The organism is Pseudoalteromonas sp. BZA4, from assembly GCF_040104395.1.
Taxonomy (GTDB): domain Bacteria; phylum Pseudomonadota; class Gammaproteobacteria; order Enterobacterales; family Alteromonadaceae; genus Pseudoalteromonas.
Map to the genome: position 1 here is coordinate 1 of NZ_JBECOT010000014.1, position 21,547 is coordinate 21,547.

General features: G+C 41.9%; 17 protein-coding genes and 2 pseudogenes. 10 read left to right on the plus strand and 9 right to left on the minus strand.

The features are described 5' to 3' along the window. Both ABMY41_RS08005 and ABMY41_RS08010 read left to right on the plus strand, forming a co-directional pair. Positions 1–162 (plus strand): annotated as a pseudogene (locus ABMY41_RS08005) (IS30 family transposase); the annotation flags it as partial. Between the two features lie 40 nt (positions 163–202). Beyond that, positions 203–1,012 (plus strand): hypothetical protein, encoded by an 810-nt coding sequence (locus ABMY41_RS08010; protein ID WP_289096829.1) that lies wholly within the window; start codon positions 203–205, stop codon positions 1,010–1,012. A gap of 57 nt (positions 1,013–1,069) precedes the next feature. On the opposite strand, the gene ABMY41_RS08015 is transcribed toward ABMY41_RS08010, so the two are convergent. The 4 genes from ABMY41_RS08015 to ABMY41_RS08030 all read right to left on the minus strand — a co-directional run bounded on the left by ABMY41_RS08015 (position 1,070) and on the right by ABMY41_RS08030 (position 3,760). Then, positions 1,070–1,639: a PepSY-associated TM helix domain-containing protein gene (locus ABMY41_RS08015; RefSeq protein WP_289096828.1), complete on the minus strand. Its 570-nt coding sequence runs from the start codon at positions 1,637–1,639 to the stop codon at positions 1,070–1,072. After that, entirely contained in the window at positions 1,632–2,102 is a 471-nt protein-coding gene (locus tag ABMY41_RS08020; RefSeq protein ID WP_054560702.1) for a DUF4920 domain-containing protein, read from the minus strand. Before ABMY41_RS08020 ends, ABMY41_RS08015 begins: the two co-directional genes overlap by 8 nt. Positions 2,103–2,191: 89 nt before the next feature. Continuing rightward, positions 2,192–2,827 carry a response regulator transcription factor gene (locus ABMY41_RS08025; RefSeq protein ID WP_289096827.1) on the minus strand — a complete coding sequence of 212 codons (636 nt, stop codon included), beginning with the start codon at positions 2,825–2,827 and terminating at the stop codon, positions 2,192–2,194. Between the two features lie 3 nt (positions 2,828–2,830). Beyond that, positions 2,831–3,760, minus strand: a complete 930-nt coding sequence (locus ABMY41_RS08030; RefSeq protein ID WP_349274465.1) for a histidine kinase — start codon at positions 3,758–3,760, stop codon at positions 2,831–2,833. Between the two features lie 371 nt (positions 3,761–4,131). On the opposite strand from ABMY41_RS08030, the gene ABMY41_RS08035 reads away from it, so the two are divergent. From ABMY41_RS08035 to ABMY41_RS08045, 3 genes are all read left to right on the plus strand, one after another. Further along, on the plus strand, positions 4,132–4,944 hold the full coding sequence (locus ABMY41_RS08035) for a MipA/OmpV family protein (protein ID WP_289096826.1): 813 nt from the start codon (positions 4,132–4,134) through the stop codon (positions 4,942–4,944). A gap of 15 nt (positions 4,945–4,959) precedes the next feature. Then, positions 4,960–5,613: a hypothetical protein gene (locus tag ABMY41_RS08040; protein ID WP_289096825.1), complete on the plus strand. Its 654-nt coding sequence runs from the start codon at positions 4,960–4,962 to the stop codon at positions 5,611–5,613. A 111-nt stretch (positions 5,614–5,724) separates the two neighbouring features. Next, positions 5,725–7,092: an alkaline phosphatase PhoX gene (locus tag ABMY41_RS08045; protein ID WP_289096824.1), complete on the plus strand. Its 1,368-nt coding sequence runs from the start codon at positions 5,725–5,727 to the stop codon at positions 7,090–7,092. 14 nt (positions 7,093–7,106) lie between these two features. Here ABMY41_RS08045 and ABMY41_RS08050 read toward each other — a convergent pair whose 3' ends face one another. The 3 genes from ABMY41_RS08050 to ABMY41_RS08060 all read right to left on the minus strand — a co-directional run bounded on the left by ABMY41_RS08050 (position 7,107) and on the right by ABMY41_RS08060 (position 10,800). After that, entirely contained in the window at positions 7,107–7,286 is a 180-nt protein-coding gene (locus ABMY41_RS08050) for a hypothetical protein (RefSeq protein WP_289096823.1), read from the minus strand. A 69-nt stretch (positions 7,287–7,355) separates the two neighbouring features. Next, a complete protein-coding gene (locus tag ABMY41_RS08055; protein WP_289096822.1) occupies positions 7,356–8,276 on the minus strand; it encodes an alpha/beta hydrolase in 921 nt (306 codons plus the stop codon). A 154-nt stretch (positions 8,277–8,430) separates the two neighbouring features. Further along, complete coding sequence (locus ABMY41_RS08060) at positions 8,431–10,800, minus strand: TonB-dependent receptor (RefSeq protein WP_289096821.1); 2,370 nt, start codon at positions 10,798–10,800, stop codon at positions 8,431–8,433. Between the two features lie 252 nt (positions 10,801–11,052). Here ABMY41_RS08060 and ABMY41_RS08065 point away from each other — a divergent pair. The 3 genes and pseudogenes from ABMY41_RS08065 to ABMY41_RS08075 form a co-directional block, all read left to right on the plus strand. Further along, positions 11,053–11,418 (plus strand): annotated as a pseudogene (locus ABMY41_RS08065) (MFS transporter); the annotation flags it as partial. Between the two features lie 321 nt (positions 11,419–11,739). Further along, complete coding sequence (locus ABMY41_RS08070; protein WP_349274466.1) at positions 11,740–15,300, plus strand: ImpA family metalloprotease; 3,561 nt, start codon at positions 11,740–11,742, stop codon at positions 15,298–15,300. A 139-nt stretch (positions 15,301–15,439) separates the two neighbouring features. Continuing rightward, entirely contained in the window at positions 15,440–15,913 is a 474-nt protein-coding gene (locus tag ABMY41_RS08075) for a VOC family protein (RefSeq protein WP_287242801.1), read from the plus strand. Here ABMY41_RS08075 and ABMY41_RS08080 read toward each other — a convergent pair. Further along, positions 15,910–17,550 carry a hypothetical protein gene (locus tag ABMY41_RS08080; RefSeq protein WP_287242799.1) on the minus strand — a complete coding sequence of 547 codons (1,641 nt, stop codon included), beginning with the start codon at positions 17,548–17,550 and terminating at the stop codon, positions 15,910–15,912. The two genes, ABMY41_RS08075 and ABMY41_RS08080, sit on opposite strands and share 4 nt — an antisense overlap. 234 nt (positions 17,551–17,784) lie before the next feature. Between ABMY41_RS08080 and ABMY41_RS08085 the strand changes: the two genes are divergently transcribed. Together ABMY41_RS08085 and ABMY41_RS08090 are read left to right on the plus strand one after the other, a co-directional pair. Then, complete coding sequence (locus tag ABMY41_RS08085; protein ID WP_175082719.1) at positions 17,785–19,098, plus strand: DASH family cryptochrome; 1,314 nt, start codon at positions 17,785–17,787, stop codon at positions 19,096–19,098. A 115-nt stretch (positions 19,099–19,213) separates the two neighbouring features. Next, positions 19,214–20,896, plus strand: a complete 1,683-nt coding sequence (locus ABMY41_RS08090) for a sensor domain-containing diguanylate cyclase (RefSeq protein ID WP_287242796.1) — start codon at positions 19,214–19,216, stop codon at positions 20,894–20,896. On the opposite strand, the gene ABMY41_RS08095 is transcribed toward ABMY41_RS08090, so the two are convergent. Further along, on the minus strand, positions 20,882–21,451 hold the full coding sequence (locus ABMY41_RS08095) for a DUF2799 domain-containing protein (protein WP_119852219.1): 570 nt from the start codon (positions 21,449–21,451) through the stop codon (positions 20,882–20,884). The two genes, ABMY41_RS08090 and ABMY41_RS08095, sit on opposite strands and share 15 nt — an antisense overlap. Positions 21,452–21,547 lie beyond the last annotated feature (96 nt).

Here is a 21,547-nt window from a genome sequence, read left to right on the forward strand (position 1 = left end):
AACGGTTTACTGCGCCAGTACATACGCAAAGGCACGGATTTAAGAACGGTAACGGATAAGCAGGTGGCCGATATAGAACGTGCGCTAAACGCCAGACCTAGAAAGTGCCTAGGTTACAAACAGCCTGTCGTTGTGTTTAACGAATTACGCAATGCGGCCTAATTTAGCGAGTGGTGCACTTCGGGGTTGAATTCGCGATTACGTGAAAACGTTTAAGCCTTTTTTGGCGTTCATAGCTTTAGGTTTATTAGCTGGCTGTCAATCTACAACCGAAACTGGTGTATCGATGGCACGCTTTGAGAGCCCAGAGATCAACAGTGATCCCTTTCATTTTCGTGCAACCGTTGGTACAGATACAAGCAAGATCATTGCGAAAGATACCAGCGAGAGTACTTCAACGAGTACAGCGATAACGACTTCGATGAGTATGACCTTAGGTTATTCGACGGAGCTTACCGTAGGGGCTGGTATTGGTGGCGATCATGATTATGAAAAATATGCTATTAATCATCAGTTTTATGGCAGCCCTTTAGAATCGGCCGTCGAGAAAAACTTCTCTATGGCTGTCAGCCTTGGCTATATTCGCAGTGAAGATGCGGGGTATGGTCCACTATTAGCGGGTAATTATGATGACGATACCTATGATTGGGATTTATCGCACGATACTTATGATATTGCACTTATTTCAGGATACCGATTAAGTTCAAAAGCCTTATTATACGGCAGTGTCTTTTATCAAAAAGGCACGATCGATGTTGATTATACACAGATGTATTACCTTGCCAGCGAAGAAGGGGCTATGTTAACTCGAGCGTGCAGTGATACGCCAGAGCAATGCCTTGATTTTAGCGCTGATCACGACGGTCATAATGCTGGTGTCAGCATTGCACTTGAATATGCATTTACACATTGGTTCGCTATTACAGGTGAAGCGGTTTATAAATCGATGAACTGGTTTGATCGCAGTGAAAGCGAGACAGCAGCAAATGTAAACTTTGAATTTAGGTTCTAGGTTCGGCTTTCGAGAAAAAGGTATTAGCAATCGCTAGTGCCTTTTTTGTAATGATTGTTATAAAAACACATAAGCTGCTGGAAGCAGTATACCGCTAATGACTAATACAGAGCGGCTGCCCCATGGGCTATTTTTACCCTTGATCATAAACAAGCCGCTGATTGCTAAAAACAGCAGCAGCCCAGCAAAAATATCAGAAAAAATCACCCACGAAGCGGTTGTCTCGTTCAAGTGTAAGCGGTTAAATGCTTGAAATACATGACGAGGCTCAATGGCTTCATAGTTTATGATATCTTTATTGAGTTTAAGGCTGAGGTTGTTACCGTTTTTTAAAAACACCTTAAACTCTTGCGGCGACACCCAATAAGAGGCCTTTACCGGCTCGCTTACATCAGCATGGGAGATAATTTGCTCAATCAGCAACTCGTCATTATCTAATTGCCAAGTTTCATCGCTCACACTGATTTGCTGGTGGCTTACTTTGTAGTTTGGGTTCCAATCATCTTTGTGGTTCACTGCAATGCCAGAAACCGCAAAGATAATTACTAAACCAACACAAAAGTAACCAATATCGCGGTGTAAGTTTCTGTTTAACTTAAACCAGTTGATTCTTGATTTATTACTCAATGATTTCAACTCCGCTCGGTACGAGCTGATAAATAGCCATTGCTTCAGTCACTGAGTTTGCATCAAAGCTTTCGCCGGCTTGCTGCGCTTTGTGAGCAAGTAGCGCTTTAGTGCGGCCAAGGCTAAGCTGAATTTTATCGAGCTTACCAGTTACGATAGCTTTACTGCCTTTAGCCGTCATCGGAAATACCATGTCGCCATCTTCAACTTTGATACGTAAGTTTTCAAAGCGTTTGTCAGATGCAAGCGTCATCCAGCAACCACGTTTTTCGCAAACCCCAGTGATAGTCCCTTCCACGGTAATTGGACTTGCAAGGTAATCGTCTGGTGAGGCCATAACCGTCGAAATTTTAATGAGTTTGTCACTGTCGACTGGATTGCCAAACTGTAAGCTAAAGGCGTGTTGGCTAAAGCTTAAAAGCGCCAATGAAAATGCAATAAATGTTTTTGATTTTAGGAACATAGCCGTTGCTTCTTGAAATAAAATTAAGCCTTAGTTTAAGCGATTTACTTGTATGATAAAAGCTTAATGAGATTAAAAATGATTTGCAATTATATCAAGCCTAGATCAATTGCTTTTAATGCTGCACGGGTTCTATCACGTACATCTAGCTTTCTGAGAATAAAAGACACTTGATTACGGATAGTCCCTTCAGACTTATAAAGTGCCTCGGCGATTTCACTATTTGAATAGCCTGCAGCGATTAAATTGAGCACTCTAAGCTCGCTTTTACTTAATTTATCAGGAGTTGCTAAAGAAGTATCGGTTGTTTTAGTGGGCTTATTCAAAATTCGCTCGGTGATCGCAGGAGCTAGCGCTGAGCCACCTTTAGCAAGTGTTTCGATGGCGCTGACCAAGCGCTCTAAATTAATATCTTTTAACGCATAACCCTTAGCGCCATAGCGAATACATTCTAGCACTTGTTCACTATCATCAAAGGTCGTGAGTACCAGTACTGGTTGCCTCAGCTGTTGTGCTTGCATACTTTTCAGTACGCCAATACCGTCTAGAATAGGCATGCGAATATCAAGGAGTACAACATCAATAGAATGTTGCTTGAGCATCTCAAGAGCCGTTCGACCATTGTCAGCCTCAGCCACGACTTGAATATTTGCTTTAAGGGCGAGTAAGCTTTTTAAGCCTTCTCTTAACAATGTTTGGTCATCAACGAGTAATACCCTAATCATTTTTTACGCCAAAGTATGTGGATTAAGTTTATGAGGTAACGTTGCAGCAATCGCAAACCCATTATTATTTTGTTCAAACTCGATTGCCCCTCGCACTAAAGCTAAGCGCTCTTGCATGCCTGTTAAGCCATTGCCTAAGTTCAGCTTGGGCATTTCGCCGCCGTTATCATAAATAGTGAGATGCACTGAATTAGCTTGGAGGTCTAAGCTTACCGACAGCTCGGTCGCATCACTGTGTTTAATACAATTCGTAATCGCTTCTTGCACAGTATGAAATAACGTTTGTGCCAATAACGTATCACTTATTTTTATATTTTCATCGTAATTGAGTGTGACATTTAAGCCTGTAACATGGCTGCACAGTGAATTAAGCGATGCATGTAAATCAATAGTTTGGTTTTCTCGCATTGACGAGACAGAGTCACGCACATCATTTAATAACAAGCGGGTAATTTGCTGTGCTTTAATTATGTGTTTTGGTGCTTCATGGTTAGCACAATGATTGGCGACTTCTAGGTGAATACTGAGTCCCGTAAGGTGGTGGCCAAGGGTATCATGTAAATCTCTGGCAATACGAATACGTTCATCGCGAGTTGCGGTGTCGTTTAAAAGTGCTTGAGTTGCTTTTAATTCACGTAATAAATGGGCTGCTTGTTCTTTGGCTTTACGCTCAGAAATAAGCCGAGTAGCAAAGCGATAGGCAAAGCTATTGTATAAAGTGAAAGCCAACCCGTTGAGCAATACAAATTGCTTATCAAAGCCATAGTGAAGCGTCAGCGCCATCAAAAAGGGCAGGCAAATGAGTAAATAGAGGCTGGCTTTGTTTGGCTCGTAATCGCTGAATTTAACTAAGAAGATGATCAATAGAATTGCAACAAAGCCAATATTAAATAGCCACATCAATAGCACAACATTAGCGATAGTGAAGTTCAAAATACGGGTTTGATAGTGCTTAAATCGTGATCTAAAAAACTCAAAATAAATTAAAAAAGCAAAAAAGCTTATAAATAACACACTGATCAAAAACGTATTTATTGTACTAAAACTTAGCTGCGCCGATTCTGCTCTTTGCGACCAAGCGTGCAGAGTATAAATAAACACAAACCCCCAGGTGATTGCTGAGAGTATGAAATCGCTTCGATGTATCAACGTTTGCAAGAGTTTGTTCATACGCTTAGTTTAATCCGCAATTATTCGTTTATGTATATGACAAATGTCACGATTAAATATGTGACATTTGCAGCAAGTCAGCCCTAATGGTGAGGCGCTAAACTGCATTAAAACACCAATATAGGGACATTATCATGACCAAACATGAATTTCTGCGAAATAGTCTTTTTTCTTATCTGTTGATCACAGCTTATTGTTTAGCTGCATTATTTGTTGATGATGCCAAGGCCGATGAGCAATCACAGCAATGGCAAATGGAGGTCGGTGCTGCACAATTGGCCATTGATACAGCATGGCGAGATTACGATATTCAAACCATGGTCTTGCCATACTTCAACGCCCGAAAAGGCAACTGGCGCATAGGGCCTAAATATGGCTTAGTGCAATATGTCTTTTTACAAGGCGCAGAATTTGAAGCGTCAATGGGGCTTAGTTTCCGAGATGAAACCTACGATAGCAGTTTAATCTTTAGTGATGAGTTGTCGGATGATGAGGTTTTCACTGACTATAAAGACGGCAAAGGTGAGCTAACCTTCAGAACTCAGCTGCAATATAAACAGCTTTTTGTTCGTTTAGCGCAAGATATTTCGAATCACTCCGATGGACTTACGTTTCTTGCCCGCTATAACCTAGCGATTTATGGCCAAGGGTTAGGGTTACAGCTAAGTGCTGATCTCGGTTTTTATTGGCAAGATAAAAAATACACTCAATACCTGTATGGCATAGCTAATGGCAATATCGCCCCTGAGTTTGGCAGATATGAATATCAGCCAAGTGCAGCCCTTAGCCCATTTACCTCGCTAAACGTGACTTATGTTTTTAATGAGCAGTGGTCTGTTTTTACGAGCTTGCGGTATGAGCAACTTGACTCAACTATCAAAAAAAGCCCGCTCGTGGGTGAAACTGCCAAGCAGCAATTCGCTGCAACTATAAATTATCGTTTTTAGAAAAAGGGATGAGCAATGAATTATCTACTGAGATTATGCATTTTACTCTTACTTACTGGTTGCAATAGCGCTGAAGAGGAAGTGTTTGACGAAGACGATTTATACCAAGGTGTCTATGAAAATGACTATTATGTTTATAACTTTAGCGAGTACCCCGTTGATTTTTATATGATGAACCTACGAAAAAACACACCAACAAGCGCAATTTATAAGGAGCAGAACTTCCAACAATCAATCGATGGCTACGGTGGTTTTGAAAAGCTTAACTTTAAGCGTTCTGTGGTCGGAAAGGTTGGCTTTGCAGCTTTTTATGATGCTGAAATAAAAGCTCACCTACAAAACTGGGTTGTTAGTGATATAGTTAATTATGTGATCATTTATATGGATGGCGAAACGCTGAAACTGGCTTTTTTAGCACGCACTGAGGCTGTAGATAGTGGTGATTACCCTGTGGTTAGGCTGGTTAGTTTTATCGGCAATACGAACTACAGCTATAAACTTGCTAATAGTGAATTAACTGAAGCATCAGCAACAGCTTATATACCGCTAACTCATTGCGCTAGTGACTTACAAATTGCCGGTTTTGAATTTGATTTTTGTAACTTAGAGCAGCGTGGTTACTTAATTGTGCTGCTACCTAATGAGCAACTAGCAATCATCAAAGAGTAGTGCTTTATGACAATTTCGTGAATATTGTGATAATGTAACCTTTTATCGTTTCATTGCTTTATAATGCCTTTTTTATTTGTATGATAAAGCTGGTTTTAGCTTGGAGTTAGCATGGTTTCACGTCGAGAATTTTTAGTAGGGGCGGGCACATTGGCCTTTTTAGGGTTATCAAAAAGTGCCATAGGTAAAGTGTCGTTAGGTGATTTAAAAACAACGGCTGTGGGCTTTGGCCCGTTAATTCCTGATCCAGATAAATTGCTCGACTTACCCGAGGGCTTTAGTTATCAAGTAGTTTCAAGCCTAGGTGAGAAAATGTCTGATGGGTTTACGGTTCCGGACAAAGCCGATGGCATGGGTTGCCTAGCGCTTGGGAATGACCGCGTTGCATTAGTGCGAAACCATGAGCTCAAACCAAAAGATTTAGCGAAAGCTGAAGCAAGTATTGCCAACCATAAAACGCCCCTGGCTTTTGATACTAACAGTGACGGTGTGGCGTTACCGGGTGGCACAAGTCATATCGTTTATAACTTAAAAACCCATCAAAAAGAGCAAGAATACTTGTCATTGGTCGGCACTATTCGTAATTGTTCTGGTGGTATTACGCCATGGGGTACCTGGCTTACGTGCGAAGAAACCACAGATACCAAAGCCGATGGATTTAACCAAGATCATGGTTATATTTTTGAAGTACCCGCAAATAGCAAAGGCTTAATTAAACCTGAGCCATTAAAAGCCATGGGTCGATTTAACCACGAAGCGGCTGCTGTTGATCCGCGCACCGGCATTGTTTATTTAACTGAAGATAAAGGTGATAGTGTCTTTTATCGTTTTATTCCAAATGAATATGGCAAGCTGCATAAAGGCGGGCAATTACAAGCGATGGTGGTAAAAGGTAAGCCACAATTCGATAGCCGTAACTGGAATAATAAAGCCATGGGGCTACATCAAGAGCTTGAGGTTGAGTGGGTCAATCTAGATACCCCTGAAAGTCCGAAAGACGACTTACGCCTGCGCGGCTATAAACAAGGAGCTGCACTGTTTGCTCGCGGTGAAGGTATTCACTGGGGTGATAAAGAGCTTTATTTTTGCTGTACCAATGGTGGTAAAAAACAACTTGGTCAGGTTATGAAATATCAGCCATCAGAATTTGAGGGCACAGATAAAGAAGCACAGCAACCAGGTAAAATCTCGTTGTTTGTAGAAAGTACTAGTAAAACCCTCTACAACTTTGGCGATAACCTAACCGTGTCACCTAATGGTCACTTAATTGTCTGTGAAGACCAATACACCGACTTAGTTGATAATCATCTTCGAGGTGTGACACCCCAAGGGCAAGTTTATAATTTTGCCCGTTTAGTGGCGCAAACCGAGCTGGCAGGTGCCTGTTTTTCACCAGATGGTAGCACTTTATTTGTAAATGTTTACTCACCTTCAAAAACGCTAGCTATAACAGGCCCATGGCATCAGTTTAGTGTTTAACAAATAAAAGAGCTTTACTCTAATTCATCAATTATTAGTAACGGAAAGTTCTTTGCCGAGCGGGGCTGCCAATCTGCAAACTCAATATTGCTGACATTCAGTGTATTGAGTGCTTTTTTTGAGTAGCTCCAGCCTCTGGCTTTTTGTGCCACAGCTGCACGCTTTAGCTCTTCAGATAAACCAATGGTTAGCAAGTCATGCTTAACACCGCGTTTTGCATAAAACGCTAACCTTATAAATTGTATGATAATTCTATCATGCTTTTAGGGTTTGTTAGCGGCTTTTTTGGCGCTGACTTTAGCGGCGTGTTTGGCAATCCACTTAGTCATTTTTTTCATTAAAGCGGGCGGAAAATCGTGGCCCATTCCAGGCACAACTTTTAACTTACTGCGCTTTATTAACAGTGCGGTGTTGATACCCGCAGACAGTGGCATAACAGGATCAGCGCTGCCATGAATTACTAATGTGGGAGCTTTAATCTTTTTTAGTAACTGCTCGCGATAAGGCGTTGCGGCAATGGCTGCAAGCTGACGTTTAAAGCCTGTTTGATTCGTGTGGGCACGCTCAATATAGCGTTCTGCGTTGGCGTATAAAGCATGTTCATCTTGTGGGTAGGCTGGGCTGCCAATGAGTTGGTTGAGCCTAACATTGTAATCAATCGCGGCTTCTTTATTACTGCTTCGGGGGCGTATTTTAGCGAGCTTTACTAGCAGATTAATGTTTGAACCCGAAAACGATAACGGCGAGCTACTCGACATAATTGAAGTTAAGCTCAGTACACGTTTTTTATACTTTGCCGCGGCAATTTGCGCAATCATGCCACCCATCGAAGCCCCCACTAAGTGCGCTTTTTTGATAGCAAGTGCATCCATTAATTCTTTTACATCGCGAGCCATGTCATCGAGCGAATAGGGCAGCTTTGAGCGAATGGGTAATCTGCGGCTAAGCCAATGCTTTACGAGACTCGGCTTGCCTAACTCATCTAACGATGAGGATAGCCCTGCATCACGATTATCAAAACGAATAACCCGAAAGCCTTTTTCTACCAAGCCAAAATAAAGCGACTCTGGCCAAACGGTAAATTGAGCTCCTAAGCCAATAATTAAGATGATCACCGGCGCATTTTTATCGCCTTCATCTTGATAACTAATACAGATACCACTGGCTGTAAGGATATGTTCCATAGACTGACAAATAAGCTTACGCAGGTATTATCAGCTTAGTGTGTGAAGTTGGCAGTTTAGTGACAGTAAAAAGAATACTGACAGTAGGAGTAATAGTGTAGTTAGAAAAATAGACAGCACATGACTGCATGCTGTCTATTTTCAGGGAGTTTTCTTAGAAGTAAGCGGTAACGCCAATCCAGAAATTACGGCTTTTATCTTTAACGTTATAGTCGTCTGTGAATGTGACTTCGCTAACTACACCGCGACCTGTTAGGTATTCGTACTCACCATCGCCATTTAGGTCGGTATAGCTAGTGCTATATGAGGTGAAATCTTCGTCTAATAGGTTGTTTACACGGGCATTGATTTGCACGTACTCATTTACATAAAACTGCGCACCTAAATTAAGTAGGTTGTAGTTTTTGTAATACAGCGCTTTGTCGTGCACGTTATCCCAACCGCGATAACGGTCTGAACGATATACACCTTGTAGGTATAAGTTCATAAAGTCAGTCGCTTCCCAGTTTAGGGTAAGGTTTGCCATGTGCTCAGCTGAGTTAGTTAATGGCTGACCTTCTTCAGGACCGCTCTTTTGTTCGCTATCAGTCCACGTGTAGTTACCGTTAACAGACACTGTTTTAGTGATAGTGTATTGACCCGCAATTTCAACACCTTGAAGGTCTACTTCGTCGATATTGATCTTTTGGCTGTAGCTATCGTAGCCAAGTTGATCGTACTGACCTAAGTTCACACAAGGGCGAACATCGTTAGTTTGTTCACAGCTTAAAATAGTGTCGCCGCGGGCAATTTTGTCTTCAAACTTGGTGTTGTAGTAAGTCACATTAATGTTGTGATCGCCATCAAGCGAAGTCCAATAAAGTGCAACTTCAGAGTTCACACTGGTTTCTGGTTCTAAATCTGGGTTACCCGCAAATGGGCTTGTGCCCTGACCACCAAATCCGGTGATACCGTCGTAAAGATCGGTGGTTTGCGGCGTTTTATAACCTGTACTTACACCACCTTTTAAGGTCCAAGTGTCAGAGAGGTTATATACACCGTAAACGCGCGGTGATACTTGGCTGCCAAATACATCATGGTCATCGTAACGAGCACCTAATGTAAAGGTGAAGTTGTCAGTTGCCATCCAGTTATCTTCGGCAAAGATTGAGTACATGTTTTGCTCTTGTACTTGACCTGCTTGGTCACTTTCAAGGCCAAATACGCCGTCTTTTAATTCACCGTCGATAAGCTGACCACCAATTGCTAGGTTATGGCTACCAAAGCTGCCTGTGATAGGAATATCAAAGCGTAAGTCATAAGTATATTGGCTGCTTTCAAGTGGGCGAGCAGGGCGCGGTAAGAATGTTTCTTCAGCTAAGTCTTTACGTGCTTGTTCGTCCATTCCCTCGTATTCGCCTGTACCATCGTACATAGCTTGTAGCTCTAATCGCTCGCTTACACTCAGTGGTAAAGTACGGCCATTGTTTTGCGTATCAACATAAGATACAGAGGCCTTAACCGTTGCCCAATTAAGTTCACCATCGTAGCTGAGTGACCACCATTCACGGTCAAACTCTTGGTCTGCCGCATAACCTGCGCGCGGGTTTACTTGGCCGCGGCGGTCTTGCCAAATTGATTCAATGTTATCTTTAGTACCAAGCGGGTAAGTAATGGTGCCTGACTCAATGTCGTAACTTGGCGTGTTGTCGTACACTTGGCTTGAGTTATCGTAATCAAAACGTAAATGATGCGACTCAAACGGTGTATAAGTTAAAGTAAAACCATACTGCTCGTTTGTATTATCAACGGTACGACCGCCACTACCAAAACCTAATGAACGAGCATGTACAACACCATTAGGATCGGTTGCTGGTTCAAATGTTGGCGATGATGCTTGTTGCTCGTAAACGCTGCCGCGTACACCTAAGCTTAATACGTCTTTGATAAGCGGACCCATCACACTAAAGTCAGTGGTAATGTCATCACCAAAATCATCGTTTTGCTGTAATGAACGGCTAAAAGATACTGCACCACTCCAGCTGTCTGTGTGCTTTTTAGTGATGATATTAATTACACCACCCAGTGCATCTGCACCATAAAGCGTTGATGCAGGGCCGCGAATTACTTCAACACGTTCAATGGCATCAACCGGTGGTACGTGGTTAAACGCGTTGCCACCAAAATTGTTTGGGTATATGTCGCCATGGTTATTTTGGCGTTTACCATCAATAAGTAACAGGGTGTATTCACCTGTTAAACCACGCATACTTACACTGCCTTGGCCTGTTTTATCACGAGTTGTGCCAATGTCGATACCTTCTAAATACTGCACAGCATCTAGTACTGAGGTGAAGGCATGAGACTTAATATCTTCATTAGTGATAATTGAAATACTTGCAGGTGCTTCGGTAACTTTTTGTTCATAACCTGTTGCAGTGATAACTAAGCGTTCCATATCTTGTTTCGGCTTAGCGTCATCAGCAAAGGCTGAAAAATGTGTTGCTATGGCAAGTGCCAGTAAGCTTGGTTTTATTGATTTCATTGTAGGTTTCCAGTTCTTTTTGTTGGTTATCCCTTTGAGGAACGCTGCGTATATTACAGAAATGAAAAATACAATCAATAACTATTCTTATTTAGATTAATCTTTTTCAAGTTGGCTTAACAGTATTCACAATTAAGTTGCGTTTGTTTTTTAGCTAATTAATACGCTGTTACAAACAAGTTTTAGATTAAATACCCAAGGCAGATTCAGTTCCTGTATAGTGTTTTAATCATCATCATAAAAATTAAAATAATGAATTCAGATATCTCTTTAGCGCGCTTTAAGCAGTTTCCAGTGCTTATGTGGATCTTCTTATTTGGCTCGTTTATTACCCGTGGCAGCTATTACATGGTGTGGCCATTTCTTGCGGTGATCTTGTATGAAAAGTTTGCTTTATCGGCGACAGAAGTTGGTTTGGTACTTACCAGTGCAGCCGTGATTTCTGTGTTTACCAGTTTTATTGGCAGTAGCCTCTCAGATAAAGTGGGCCGGCATACGCTGATGTACATTACCGGCGTGTTGTATATTATTTCTTTCTCGCTGTTGGCTGAGGTAGAAACCGTGGCCGGTTATGTGATTGTGATGACCTTATGCTCGATTGCGACTGCACTTTGGCGCAGCTTCGTTTTATGATTTAGGATTTGCTTTAGCACCACTCGGTGGTGGTTTAATTTTAGATTATTACGATGGCCCAACCTTATTCTTTGTAGCGGGAGGGCTTTGCCTTGTGGTGATTTACTTATACGCCATACTCGAAAAGTTACCCAGACCCGATTTTGCAAACCCAAGCTCGTAACCCTTAAATAGCCGCTTTATGGGGCTTTTTACGCTTTAACAATTAATGACAGCGATATCAATTTACGTATTTTTTCCGAGATATTAGTTTGTAGTATCGGCTTATAATGTTAAAAAATTGTTTACCATACCGATAAGAACTCAATGAACGCACCTTACTCTTTGTGCATACGCTCGCTATTATGCTCGGCTGTATTGCTAACACTTGCTGCTTGTGGCGGCTCAGGCTCAGATGAAAAACAAACAACAACCCCTCCTGTAACCGAAACACCACAAAATCAAGCGCCGCAAATCAGCGGTCAATCACAGACTTTACGTGTTGGTGAAACCTTGAGTTTTAGCCCTGAAGTCTCTGATCCAGATAATGACCCACTTACTTTGTCTGTAACAAACTTACCAAGTTGGCTAAGTTTTAATGAAGCCTCAGCAAGTATCAGTGGCACGCCTGAGCAAGTAGGTAAGTATGCAAACATTGAGTTTACGGTCACTGATGGGCAGCTCTCTGCACAGCTTTTGATTGATATTAATGTAGAAGCCAAACTTATTGAAAATACACCGCCAACGCTCACGTCTACTCCATCAGATAGCAATGAAGGCAAAGCTTATACTTACCAGCTAACATTTGCTGATGCACAAAATGACACTGTTGTAGTGAGTGAAGTTAGTAAACCTGATTGGCTTAGCTTTGATGCGACTAACCTCAGTTTTAGCGGCACGCCCTTGTTTGCGAATACGGGCGAACAGCAAATCCGTTTTCGTTATTCAGATGGCGAAGTAACGCAGCAGGCAGAGCAAACATTTAACATCGCTGCCAGAGCAAACTCAGCGCCTGTGGTGTCTCCACTGAGTAGTGAAGTTCGTGCTGAGCAGGCATTGAGTGTGCAGTTAATCAGCACCGATGCAGACAACGATGAAGTGAGCTTAACCGTAACAGGGTTGCCAACGTGGCTAAGTTTTGATGAGCAAACTAGCATCTTATCTGGCACCGCGAGTAATGCAGACCTTGGTGAGCATAAATTCACAATCACAGCCTCTGACTCACGTGTACAAGCAAGCTTCGAGTTTGTGTTAAACATTACTCAAAGCTATGTAGCTGAGGCACTCGAAACGGGTAATGCGCTAGTTGTGCCGAACAGTGAATTGCTACTTGATGCGACACTTAATGAAATTGATACCCACAAAGCGCGCTTTCAAAGCATTAAAAATAGCTTATTTGCTTTTGGCTCAAGCTCCGCTCTTGATGAATTAAGCTGGTATCCAACATGGGATGCAACGTTATTAAATGCCACTTATCCATTCAATGAGCCAGTTCTACTTACCAATAATAGTTGGCAAGATGGTTACGAGACAAAAGTCAGAAACCTTGCAGTTGTCGGTACTAGTGATGGGGAGCAGGGCCGTTACTTAGTATTTGGTAGTAACCCATATCGAAATACCATTAACGAGCAAATGACTCAGTTTTTGAAAAACAGCACCACATGGTTAGCTGGTAGAGAAATAACCACAGAGCAGCCACTTAAACTTGTATTAGCGCAACTTGATCAAAGCTATTACTTTCAAGATAGGATCAAAACGCGAGAGTGGTTTGATAGTCAATATGAAGGCATGGTGAGCTATAACGACAATGTGAGTTGTGACAACGACGCTTTAGCGGCGTGTTTAACAACTGACACGGATGTACTGATTATCTCTCAGCATGAGCGTGAAGGATTAAATATTGATAATGTTGTGGCTGCAGTAAAGCAAGCGCAAGAAAACGATATAGCAGTGATCTATATTCAGCGTGATGGTAGCCAAACTGCACTAGGTAGAGCGTTATTTGAATTACTCCATGTGAGCGTTGCAGGTGATAACTATTGGCACCGATTAGAACTGGCACAGTGGAACCCAATTGCTATCAACGACAGCTTACCAACTGATGCGCAAACTATTAAAGACTTACTTAGCCGCTTTAAAAACAGCGAATTTAGTGTTGATTTAAGTGCCTGTGATAACCGTAGTTGCCCAGCTGAAAGCCAATATCAGCAACAATTTAGTGATGCGGCAACTATCATTAATTCGTTGTTTAGAGGTTTTGACCAAGCGAAAATAGATATCTTTACTGAGCAGGGCTATCGATTTTATCAGTTACTGGCGCTGCTTGCAGATCATTATCGCCAAGTTGTAAGCTTCCCGATGGATAAGCTAAGCACTGATAATACAAGCTTCTTTCGTGCCCTGTTTACTGATCATGCGGTATTAAATATACGTAAAGTTAACCCACTTCAAGTTGATATGGGTAATTTCAGCCGTAGTGATTTTAGTCATGTAACACCTAAAACCGTCACCGTGAATATGCAGAGTAAGGCGTATTTTCGCTCAACGGGTGTGTATGCCTTGCCGGGGCAAACGTTTGCTATTAAACGCACCGATAATCAAGCAGTGAATACTAAGGTGTTTGTTAATACTCTGCGTGATGGTGCAACACATTACATGAGCAGCAATGGTTATAATCGACCCGCTAAATTGCAGTCAGTTCATGTGCCTATAGAGACAAATGAAACAGTCTATTTTACGTCACCTTATGGTGGACCAATTCAAATTGAGTTTGATCAAAATGATTTAGATGTCAGCTTTGAATTTAGCAATGTAGGTGAACACCCGTATTGGCGCAGCAGCAGTGATGATGCGCGTTTTGCTGAGTTGCTTGAAAAAGGGGACTATGATTGGGCTGAGGTGGCAACCGGTGGCTTTGAAGTGCATTCAAAGCTCGAGAAAATGCGTATTTCAATTAATGATGGTTATTGGCCTGTAGCCTCTGACTTCGCCCATGCTGTAGAGCGTTATACTCATAACTATCCGCATGTACTTGCTGGTTTTAAAGGGCCGGGCATCGATGTGGTTAGCGAAATTCATGACTTTGCGAGTGCACGCAATATCGAAGTACAAACAATAGATATTGTAAAACATATGAATGCTGACCAACCGACCTGTGGTTGGGGTTGTTCTGGTAATCCGTATGACGCAGGTTGGAATTTTAATCCAACTGGGCATGGCGATATCCATGAATTAGGACATGGTCTTGAGAGAGGGCGCTTCCGTATCGAAGGGTTTGGTGGCCATTCAAATACCAATTTTTACTCTTACTACAGTAAGTCGAAGTTTGAAGATGAAACGGGCTTTTCGGCATCGTGCCAAAACTTGCCATTCGAGAACTTGTTTGATCATTTACAAGCCAGTAAACAAAGTGCAGATGCATTTGCTTATATGCAAGATTTAGCAATGTCTCAGTGGTCGCAAAGCCACGCTATTTATTTACAAATTATGATGGCCTCACAGGCACACAATAAGCTTGAAAACGGCTGGCATTTGTACCCTCGCTTACACATTTTGGAGCGTGCGTTTAATCTAGCTGATAACAGCGAGACTAATTGGCAGGCACAAAAAGATGCACTTGGCTTTTCAAGCTACAGCTTGTCGGAGGCACAAAGCATAGGCAACAATGATTGGTTATTAATAGCGCTTTCAGAAGCAACCGAGCTCGATTTGAGCAACTACTTCAGCATGTGGGGCATGGCAACGTCAGACAAAGCAAAACAGCAGGTTAAAGCAAAAAACTACACGGTATTAGGTGATGTTTACTATGCCTCATCTGCCACAGGTTATTGCACGACGTTAAATCAAACAGAGATTGCAATTGATGGATCTCAAAGCTGGCCTGAATAATACACCGCTTTGTTAAGTTGATTGGTATTTGTATTTAAAACGCCAGCGAAAGATTTCGCTGGCGTTTTTATCATTAGATTAGTGAAATTAGCTACAACTGCTACCTTTATAACTCACACATTGAACGTTGAGGTGTAACATGGCTGTTTCTGCAATCCCAAAAGGCTTCCATGCGGTAACCCCGTATTTGGTTATTGAAGGTGCCACTAAGGCGATAGAGTTCTACAAACACGCTTTTGCTGCTGAACTTGTAATGCAAATGCCCTTGCCTGATGGTGGAGTGGCGCATGCTGAAATAAAAATAGCCGACTCTCATATTATGCTTTCTGATAATTGCCCTGATGTGCAATTTAAGTCGCCGCAACAACTTGGCGGTACACCGGTGAGCATTATGCTGTATGTTGAAGATGTCGATGCTGTTTTTGCTAAAGCTTTGTCGCTTGGGGCAAAAGAGCTGCGCCCAGTACATGACCAATTTTATGGTGATAGGTCAGGGACTTTAGAAGACCCTTTTGGTCACATTTGGACTATAGGCACACACAAAGAAGACCTCAGTGAACAAGAACTTATGCAGCGTATGGGCGAGCTTATGAGTAAAGAGCAAGATGCTTAAAAAGTTGTTTCAACCGACATTCCTATTTGCCATGAATCAACGTCTTGGTAACTGCCCAGAGGCGTACTAAAGTCGATATGGATCACATTGTCGTTACTTGAGCGCGATGAATATAGGCGAATACCTAGACCAGCACTGGTTAGCATTGAATCTGAAATATTCGCAGTTTCAGTGCTGCCAAAAGCTTGGCCTACATCAACAAAGCCAACAAAGCCTACATCTACAAACTGATACAGATTGATGTTAGGGTACATTCTTAGTTCCGCCGTTGCTTGTAAGCTTGAAGTACCATGTTGGTAACTTTCTGGGAAGCCACGCATACCTTCTTCACCGCCAACAGCCAGTGGTTTATCAGCAAACTCATGGTTTTGCCAATGACCATTTAGATGCGCATAAAAGGCAAATGAGTCTGACCAGCGATAGTTCATTTGTGCTTTTGAATAAAGCGCTAAACGGTCATCAAGCTCAGTTCCGACATTGCCTTTGATGCCAGCGGCAAATCGATACAAGGCGTTATTGTTAAACCACGCTTTGGTAAGGTTTGTATCAAATAAAAAGCCTTGGCCAAAATTTACGGTATCGATGGCAAACTTTGAATTTAGCTCCCAACCGAGGTTAACGTCTTCGTTGTGGTTTATTAGGTCAATATCGTGCAATACGGCGTAATTGTCTTCTAGCCAATGTAATCCGACCCAAGGCGCTGCAATGGTGTAATCGTTAAGGCCGTCAAGCAAAGGTTCTGTTTCAAAAGGGCGGTAACTGACATCTTGGTAATCAATCCCGGCAAGCCAGTGAAAGGTTTGCTGACTGTCTTGCGATAAAATTCCGCCGTAAGCAAACTGGGCGATTAATTCATCGGTAAAGAACTCTGAACGGGTTATACTATTTTGATAAATATAACTTTTTTGCTTTTGTGATTTAGCAAAGTAGCGCATTAGTGCGTCACTGCTGCGTTGATAAAAAGGCTGATGATAATCCACTAAAAAGACTTGCCCGTCATCGTAATCATCAGCTTGTAAAGTGAGGGTTGCATGAGGCTGCCAAGGCACTGGCATTTGCAGCACTGAGTGGTAGCCTGAGCGTTCATGATCTGATTTATACTTTAATGATGCGCGAATACCGTAGCCTAAAAAGTTTTCTTCTTTAAAGCCTAAGCTGTATTTATTATTACCGCTACTACGGCCAAAATTAATGGTTGGCAATAAACTCCATGTATCCCAGGTATCGATTTGCACCACGCGAGGCTCATCTTCAAGGCAATCTTTTGTATAGCTAACCTTGGCATCTCTTAAGTATTTTTTGCTGCGCAGAATACGCTCAGCTTCTTGTAGCTGACGCTCACTGACTTGGTCACCCTCTTTGAAGGTTATTTGCTCACTAACAACTTTGTTTTTGGTATCTATGTGCAGCCAGTTTATAAAGCGATGTAGGGCGGTTGTTTCAGGGTCATTTGGATCGAAAATCGTATGCGTATCAATGTTGAGTTTATCAACCGTGATGTCTTTGTCTTCACTTAATTCTGCAGTGGTTTTGCTTTTTACTTCACAAACCACATCTAAGCTTAAAGGCTCGTTTGCATAAACAGTCCCTGTAGCAGTGCATGTTATTAATAAAACAGGTGTTATTTTATTCATCATTTTATGCCTACTAAATACCAAGGAGACGCAGCATGTTTGGCTTTATCAACCTTTAAATTCTTTACAGTTATCAGCATAAAATCGCTAACTTAAGAAAAACTTAACTAAAACTTAAACTTCATTGAAGATTGTAAGTTTATGATTAATAAAAGTTATGCTAACTAACTGTGGCGAAGTTAATCGATAAATAGCTGGCTTACGTATAATTTCTTAAGGTTTCTAATAGAGTAAATAATGAAAAAGCGTGTTTTATATTGGCTGCAAAATGATTTACGCCTAGTCGACAATGAAATTCTATCTGAGTTAGCTGATTTTGATGGCGAGCTTGACTTAGTGTTTGTGATTGAGCCGCGCTGGTTTAGGCAAACTAACTATCAATCAAAACCGTATGGCACGCATAGACACCATTTTTTACGTGAAAGCCTAGCAGCATTTGCACAAGCTGTTGAGAAGCTTGGGCAAACACTCCATGTGCTAAGTGGTGAGCCTGAGCAAGTAATCAGTCAGCGATTACAAAAGTATGATATTGAAACATTGGTTTGTACCGAGCAAGTTGGCGTTTATGAGCAAAAACAGCTCGATAAAATCAAAGTGTTATGCCCAGAAGTGACAGTAAAAACCTATCAGCAAGATACCTTGTTTAAAGCAACGGATTTGCCTTTTCAGCTTGATGACTTACCTAAAAACTTTACTGCCTTTCGCAAAAAGGTAGAAGCTGAGCCAACCTTTATAGCGGCGCCACAGCAAGCGGTTAGCTACTTACCTCACCCAGTTCAACTATGCCCTGAGCAAGCTATAGATGTTGTCCCTGTTCACTCAGGAAGTTTTAAAGGTGGCTTAATTGCAGCTCAGCAGCATTGTAATGCGTACTTTTCATCTCAAGCGCCAAGCAGTTATAAAGAAACACGCAATGAGTTAGACGGCTTTAGTAACAGTACTAAGTTCAGTGTATGGCTCGCTGGTGGCACAATTAGCGCAAAACAGCTGTACCGAGAAGTGGAAGTGTATGAGTTACAAAACGGTGCAAATGAGTCGAGCTATTGGATAAAGTTTGAATTACTGTGGCGCGAATATTTTAAGTGGCATGCAATGCGCTCTGGCGCAACACTCTTCCAGTTTAAAGGGCAAAAGCACAGTGCACCGCTGACGACTTTTAACAGCCAGCGCTTTAATGCGTGGTGCCAAGGTCGCACGCCATTTGCTTTGGTTAATGCAATAATGCATGAGCTTAATGCGACAGGCTATATTGCTAACCGCTCTCGGCAAATTGCGGCAAGTTGTTTAGTTAACGAGCTTGAACTTGATTGGCGCTATGGTGCAGCGTATTTCGAACAGCAACTCATTGATTATGACGTGGCTGCAAACTGGGGTAATTGGCAATATATAGCGGGGGTCGGCGTTGACCCTAGAGGCGGTCGACATTTTCATATTAATAAGCAAACAGCCCTTTATGATCCTCTGGCGCGTTACATTCGAAAATGGCAAGGAGATCAAAGCATAGTAAGTACAATCGACAGTGTTGATGAGGTGGATTGGCCAAAAATGTAATAGCCTGCGTTAGATCAATATTCTTCACGGATTTTTAGTGTTTTTTTATTTTGTTAACTAAAATAATAATTAAGGCTTACTTTTATTTCGGGTGAGCTAGTTAACAAGGCTAATTATGGCATTTAGTGAAGGGTATGATGCGATTAAATCGCAGCTTGGATTAGACATTGCTCAGCTAATTCTCGACAGTGGGGATGCGGGGATCTGGCTTTGGAATGTACAAACAGGCGAAACCATTTTCAATGATAAGTGGGCCGATATTATCGGTTATTCACTGCAAGAATTATTGCCAGTTTCAATTGAAACTTGGCTCAGCTTTGCTCACCCTGACGACCTGTCAAAATCGGAACAGCTATTAAACGCTCACTTTAAAGGTGACTCTGAGCGCTATATTTGCGAAGCACGAATGAAGCATAAACAAGGGCACTGGGTTAAAGTGCTCGATAAAGGCAAAGTGCAAAGTTGGGATGAAAATGGCAACCCTGAGTGGATGTTAGGCGTTCATATCGATATTACTGAACAGTGGTTAAAAGAGCGTGAAATTGAGTTTTTACATGCTAAGTTGCAAAAATTTACTGATAACTTACCGGGGTTTGTTTATCAGTATGTGGTCGAAAATGATGGCACCACATATTTCCCTTTTGCCAGCTCCAAAGTCTTCAACATTTATGGCTGCACGGCAGAGGATATAAAAAAGTCTGCTGATTTAATGATGCATATTATTCATCCAGATGACTTAAAGCGCATTATAAAAAGCATTGAAAAATCGCGAGTCGAATTATGCGATTGGCATGAGGTGTATAGAGTTAATCACCCAACAAAAGGGGTGATTTGGGTTGAAGGAAAGTCCTCACCTATTGCCCGTGCTAATGGCAGTGTTGAGTGGAATGGTTATTCAGAAGATGTCACTGAAGAAGTTAAAAGCAACGAAAAAATACAGCTGCTTACAGCCGTTTTCTCAACAACAAGCCGTGGTATATTGATCACCACCCCTGAGCCTAAAATTGTGGATGTTAACCCTGCTTTTGAGCAAATTACAGGCTTTAGTAAGGCAGAAGTGCTTGATAAAAACCCATCTATTCTCTCAGCTAAGCAGCAACCCACAGAGTTCTTTGAGTTGATGTGGGAGCGTTTATTAAATACTGGGCGCTGGCAAGGTGAAATATGGAACAAGCGCAAAACCGGTGCAGTATTTCCTGAGTCGTTAACCATAGATGCCATGTATGACGAACATGGCCAAGTGAGTCATTACATTGGTGCATTTGATGATATTTCGCAGGCAGTAGAAAAGCGCCAACTGCTTGACGAATTAGTCAATCAAGACCCACTGACTAAGCTGTTAAATCGGCGAGGTTTAGATATTCAGTTACACTCATTTTCTCATCATGCGGCGAATGAAGGTAACCAGTTTTCGTTGATTTATGTCGACCTTGATAACTTTAAACTGGTGAACGATACCTTTGGTCACGAGCAGGGCGATAATCTACTTCTAGAAATCAGTGAGCAGCTTTCACTTCAACTGCGTGATAAAGACATATTAGCGCGCATTGGTGGCGATGAGTTTGTGATTGTGTTGCCAACGTTAGCAAAACTCTCTGTTTGCCAAGACATTGCTGGACGCTGCCAAAAAGCAGTTGAAGGCGTAGCAAAGCGCTACGCAACAAAAGTGCCTGTGAGTGCTAGTTTTGGTATCGCGCTTTACCCAGAAGATGGTAAAAACGCCAAAGAGTTACTCGCCACAGCTGACGAGCAAATGTATAAGATGAAGCTTAAACATAAAGCATCACCACTCGGTTGATATTTCGACACTCGGCAATTTATTTAAAAGCGGCAGTAAAGCGCGCTCTTTGCGTAAGTCTTTGCGCTCGTTTTCTAAGTCTTTACGCTCTCGATATAGCGCTTTTTGCTGGCTATTATCAAGCTGATTGCTGTTAAGCTCTGCACGAATATCTTTTAGGCGACGGTCAATGTCGTCAATTCGGTCATCAATGTATATCAGCCTTTGTTGTACTTGATACCTGTCGTTACCTTCTTGCCATGCTTTACGAAACGCCGTGCTATTACAAACACCATTGTAAGATGCGCCTTGCATACCAAGGGTAAAGCCATTTTCGGGCTCACAATACACTGCCAGACCTTGATCGTATCCCACTTTATATTCAGCAATATCGGCACTTACGCCATATTCGCTGCATTGTGATAAGGCATCTATGCCATCACGATACTCAGTGCCATCTGCACCATGTTTATAACCAATACCATGCCAATTGGCTTGTAAACATTCATCTTTACTGACTGAGGTACAGCCTGCTAATACGATTAATGGCAGTAGAGGAAGTGTCCATTTTCTCATTAAAGTCTCAGCTTAAATTATTAAAAACTGAATTGATTCTAGCCTGTAATATTATTTTTTAGAAAGTAGTTTTTGTATTTCATAATAATGCCCTCA

Bases quoted from the DNA above. Each gene is read 5' to 3' on its own strand.
- ABMY41_RS08020 (WP_054560702.1), bottom strand. From the start codon at position 2,102: ATGTTCCTAAAATCAAAAACATTTATTGCATTTTCATTGGCGCTTTTA.
- ABMY41_RS08025 (WP_289096827.1), bottom strand. From the start codon at position 2,827: ATGATTAGGGTATTACTCGTTGATGACCAAACATTGTTAAGAGAAGGC.
- ABMY41_RS08035 (WP_289096826.1), top strand. From the start codon at position 4,132: ATGACCAAACATGAATTTCTGCGAAATAGTCTTTTTTCTTATCTGTTG.
- ABMY41_RS08040 (WP_289096825.1), top strand. From the start codon at position 4,960: ATGAATTATCTACTGAGATTATGCATTTTACTCTTACTTACTGGTTGC.
- ABMY41_RS08045 (WP_289096824.1), top strand. From the start codon at position 5,725: ATGGTTTCACGTCGAGAATTTTTAGTAGGGGCGGGCACATTGGCCTTT.
- ABMY41_RS08055 (WP_289096822.1), bottom strand. From the start codon at position 8,276: ATGGAACATATCCTTACAGCCAGTGGTATCTGTATTAGTTATCAAGAT.
- ABMY41_RS08060 (WP_289096821.1), bottom strand. From the start codon at position 10,800: ATGAAATCAATAAAACCAAGCTTACTGGCACTTGCCATAGCAACACAT.
- ABMY41_RS08070 (WP_349274466.1), top strand. From the start codon at position 11,740: ATGAACGCACCTTACTCTTTGTGCATACGCTCGCTATTATGCTCGGCT.
- ABMY41_RS08075 (WP_287242801.1), top strand. From the start codon at position 15,440: ATGGCTGTTTCTGCAATCCCAAAAGGCTTCCATGCGGTAACCCCGTAT.
- ABMY41_RS08080 (WP_287242799.1), bottom strand. From the start codon at position 17,550: ATGATGAATAAAATAACACCTGTTTTATTAATAACATGCACTGCTACA.
- ABMY41_RS08085 (WP_175082719.1), top strand. From the start codon at position 17,785: ATGAAAAAGCGTGTTTTATATTGGCTGCAAAATGATTTACGCCTAGTC.
- ABMY41_RS08090 (WP_287242796.1), top strand. From the start codon at position 19,214: ATGGCATTTAGTGAAGGGTATGATGCGATTAAATCGCAGCTTGGATTA.
- ABMY41_RS08095 (WP_119852219.1), bottom strand. From the start codon at position 21,451: ATGAGAAAATGGACACTTCCTCTACTGCCATTAATCGTATTAGCAGGC.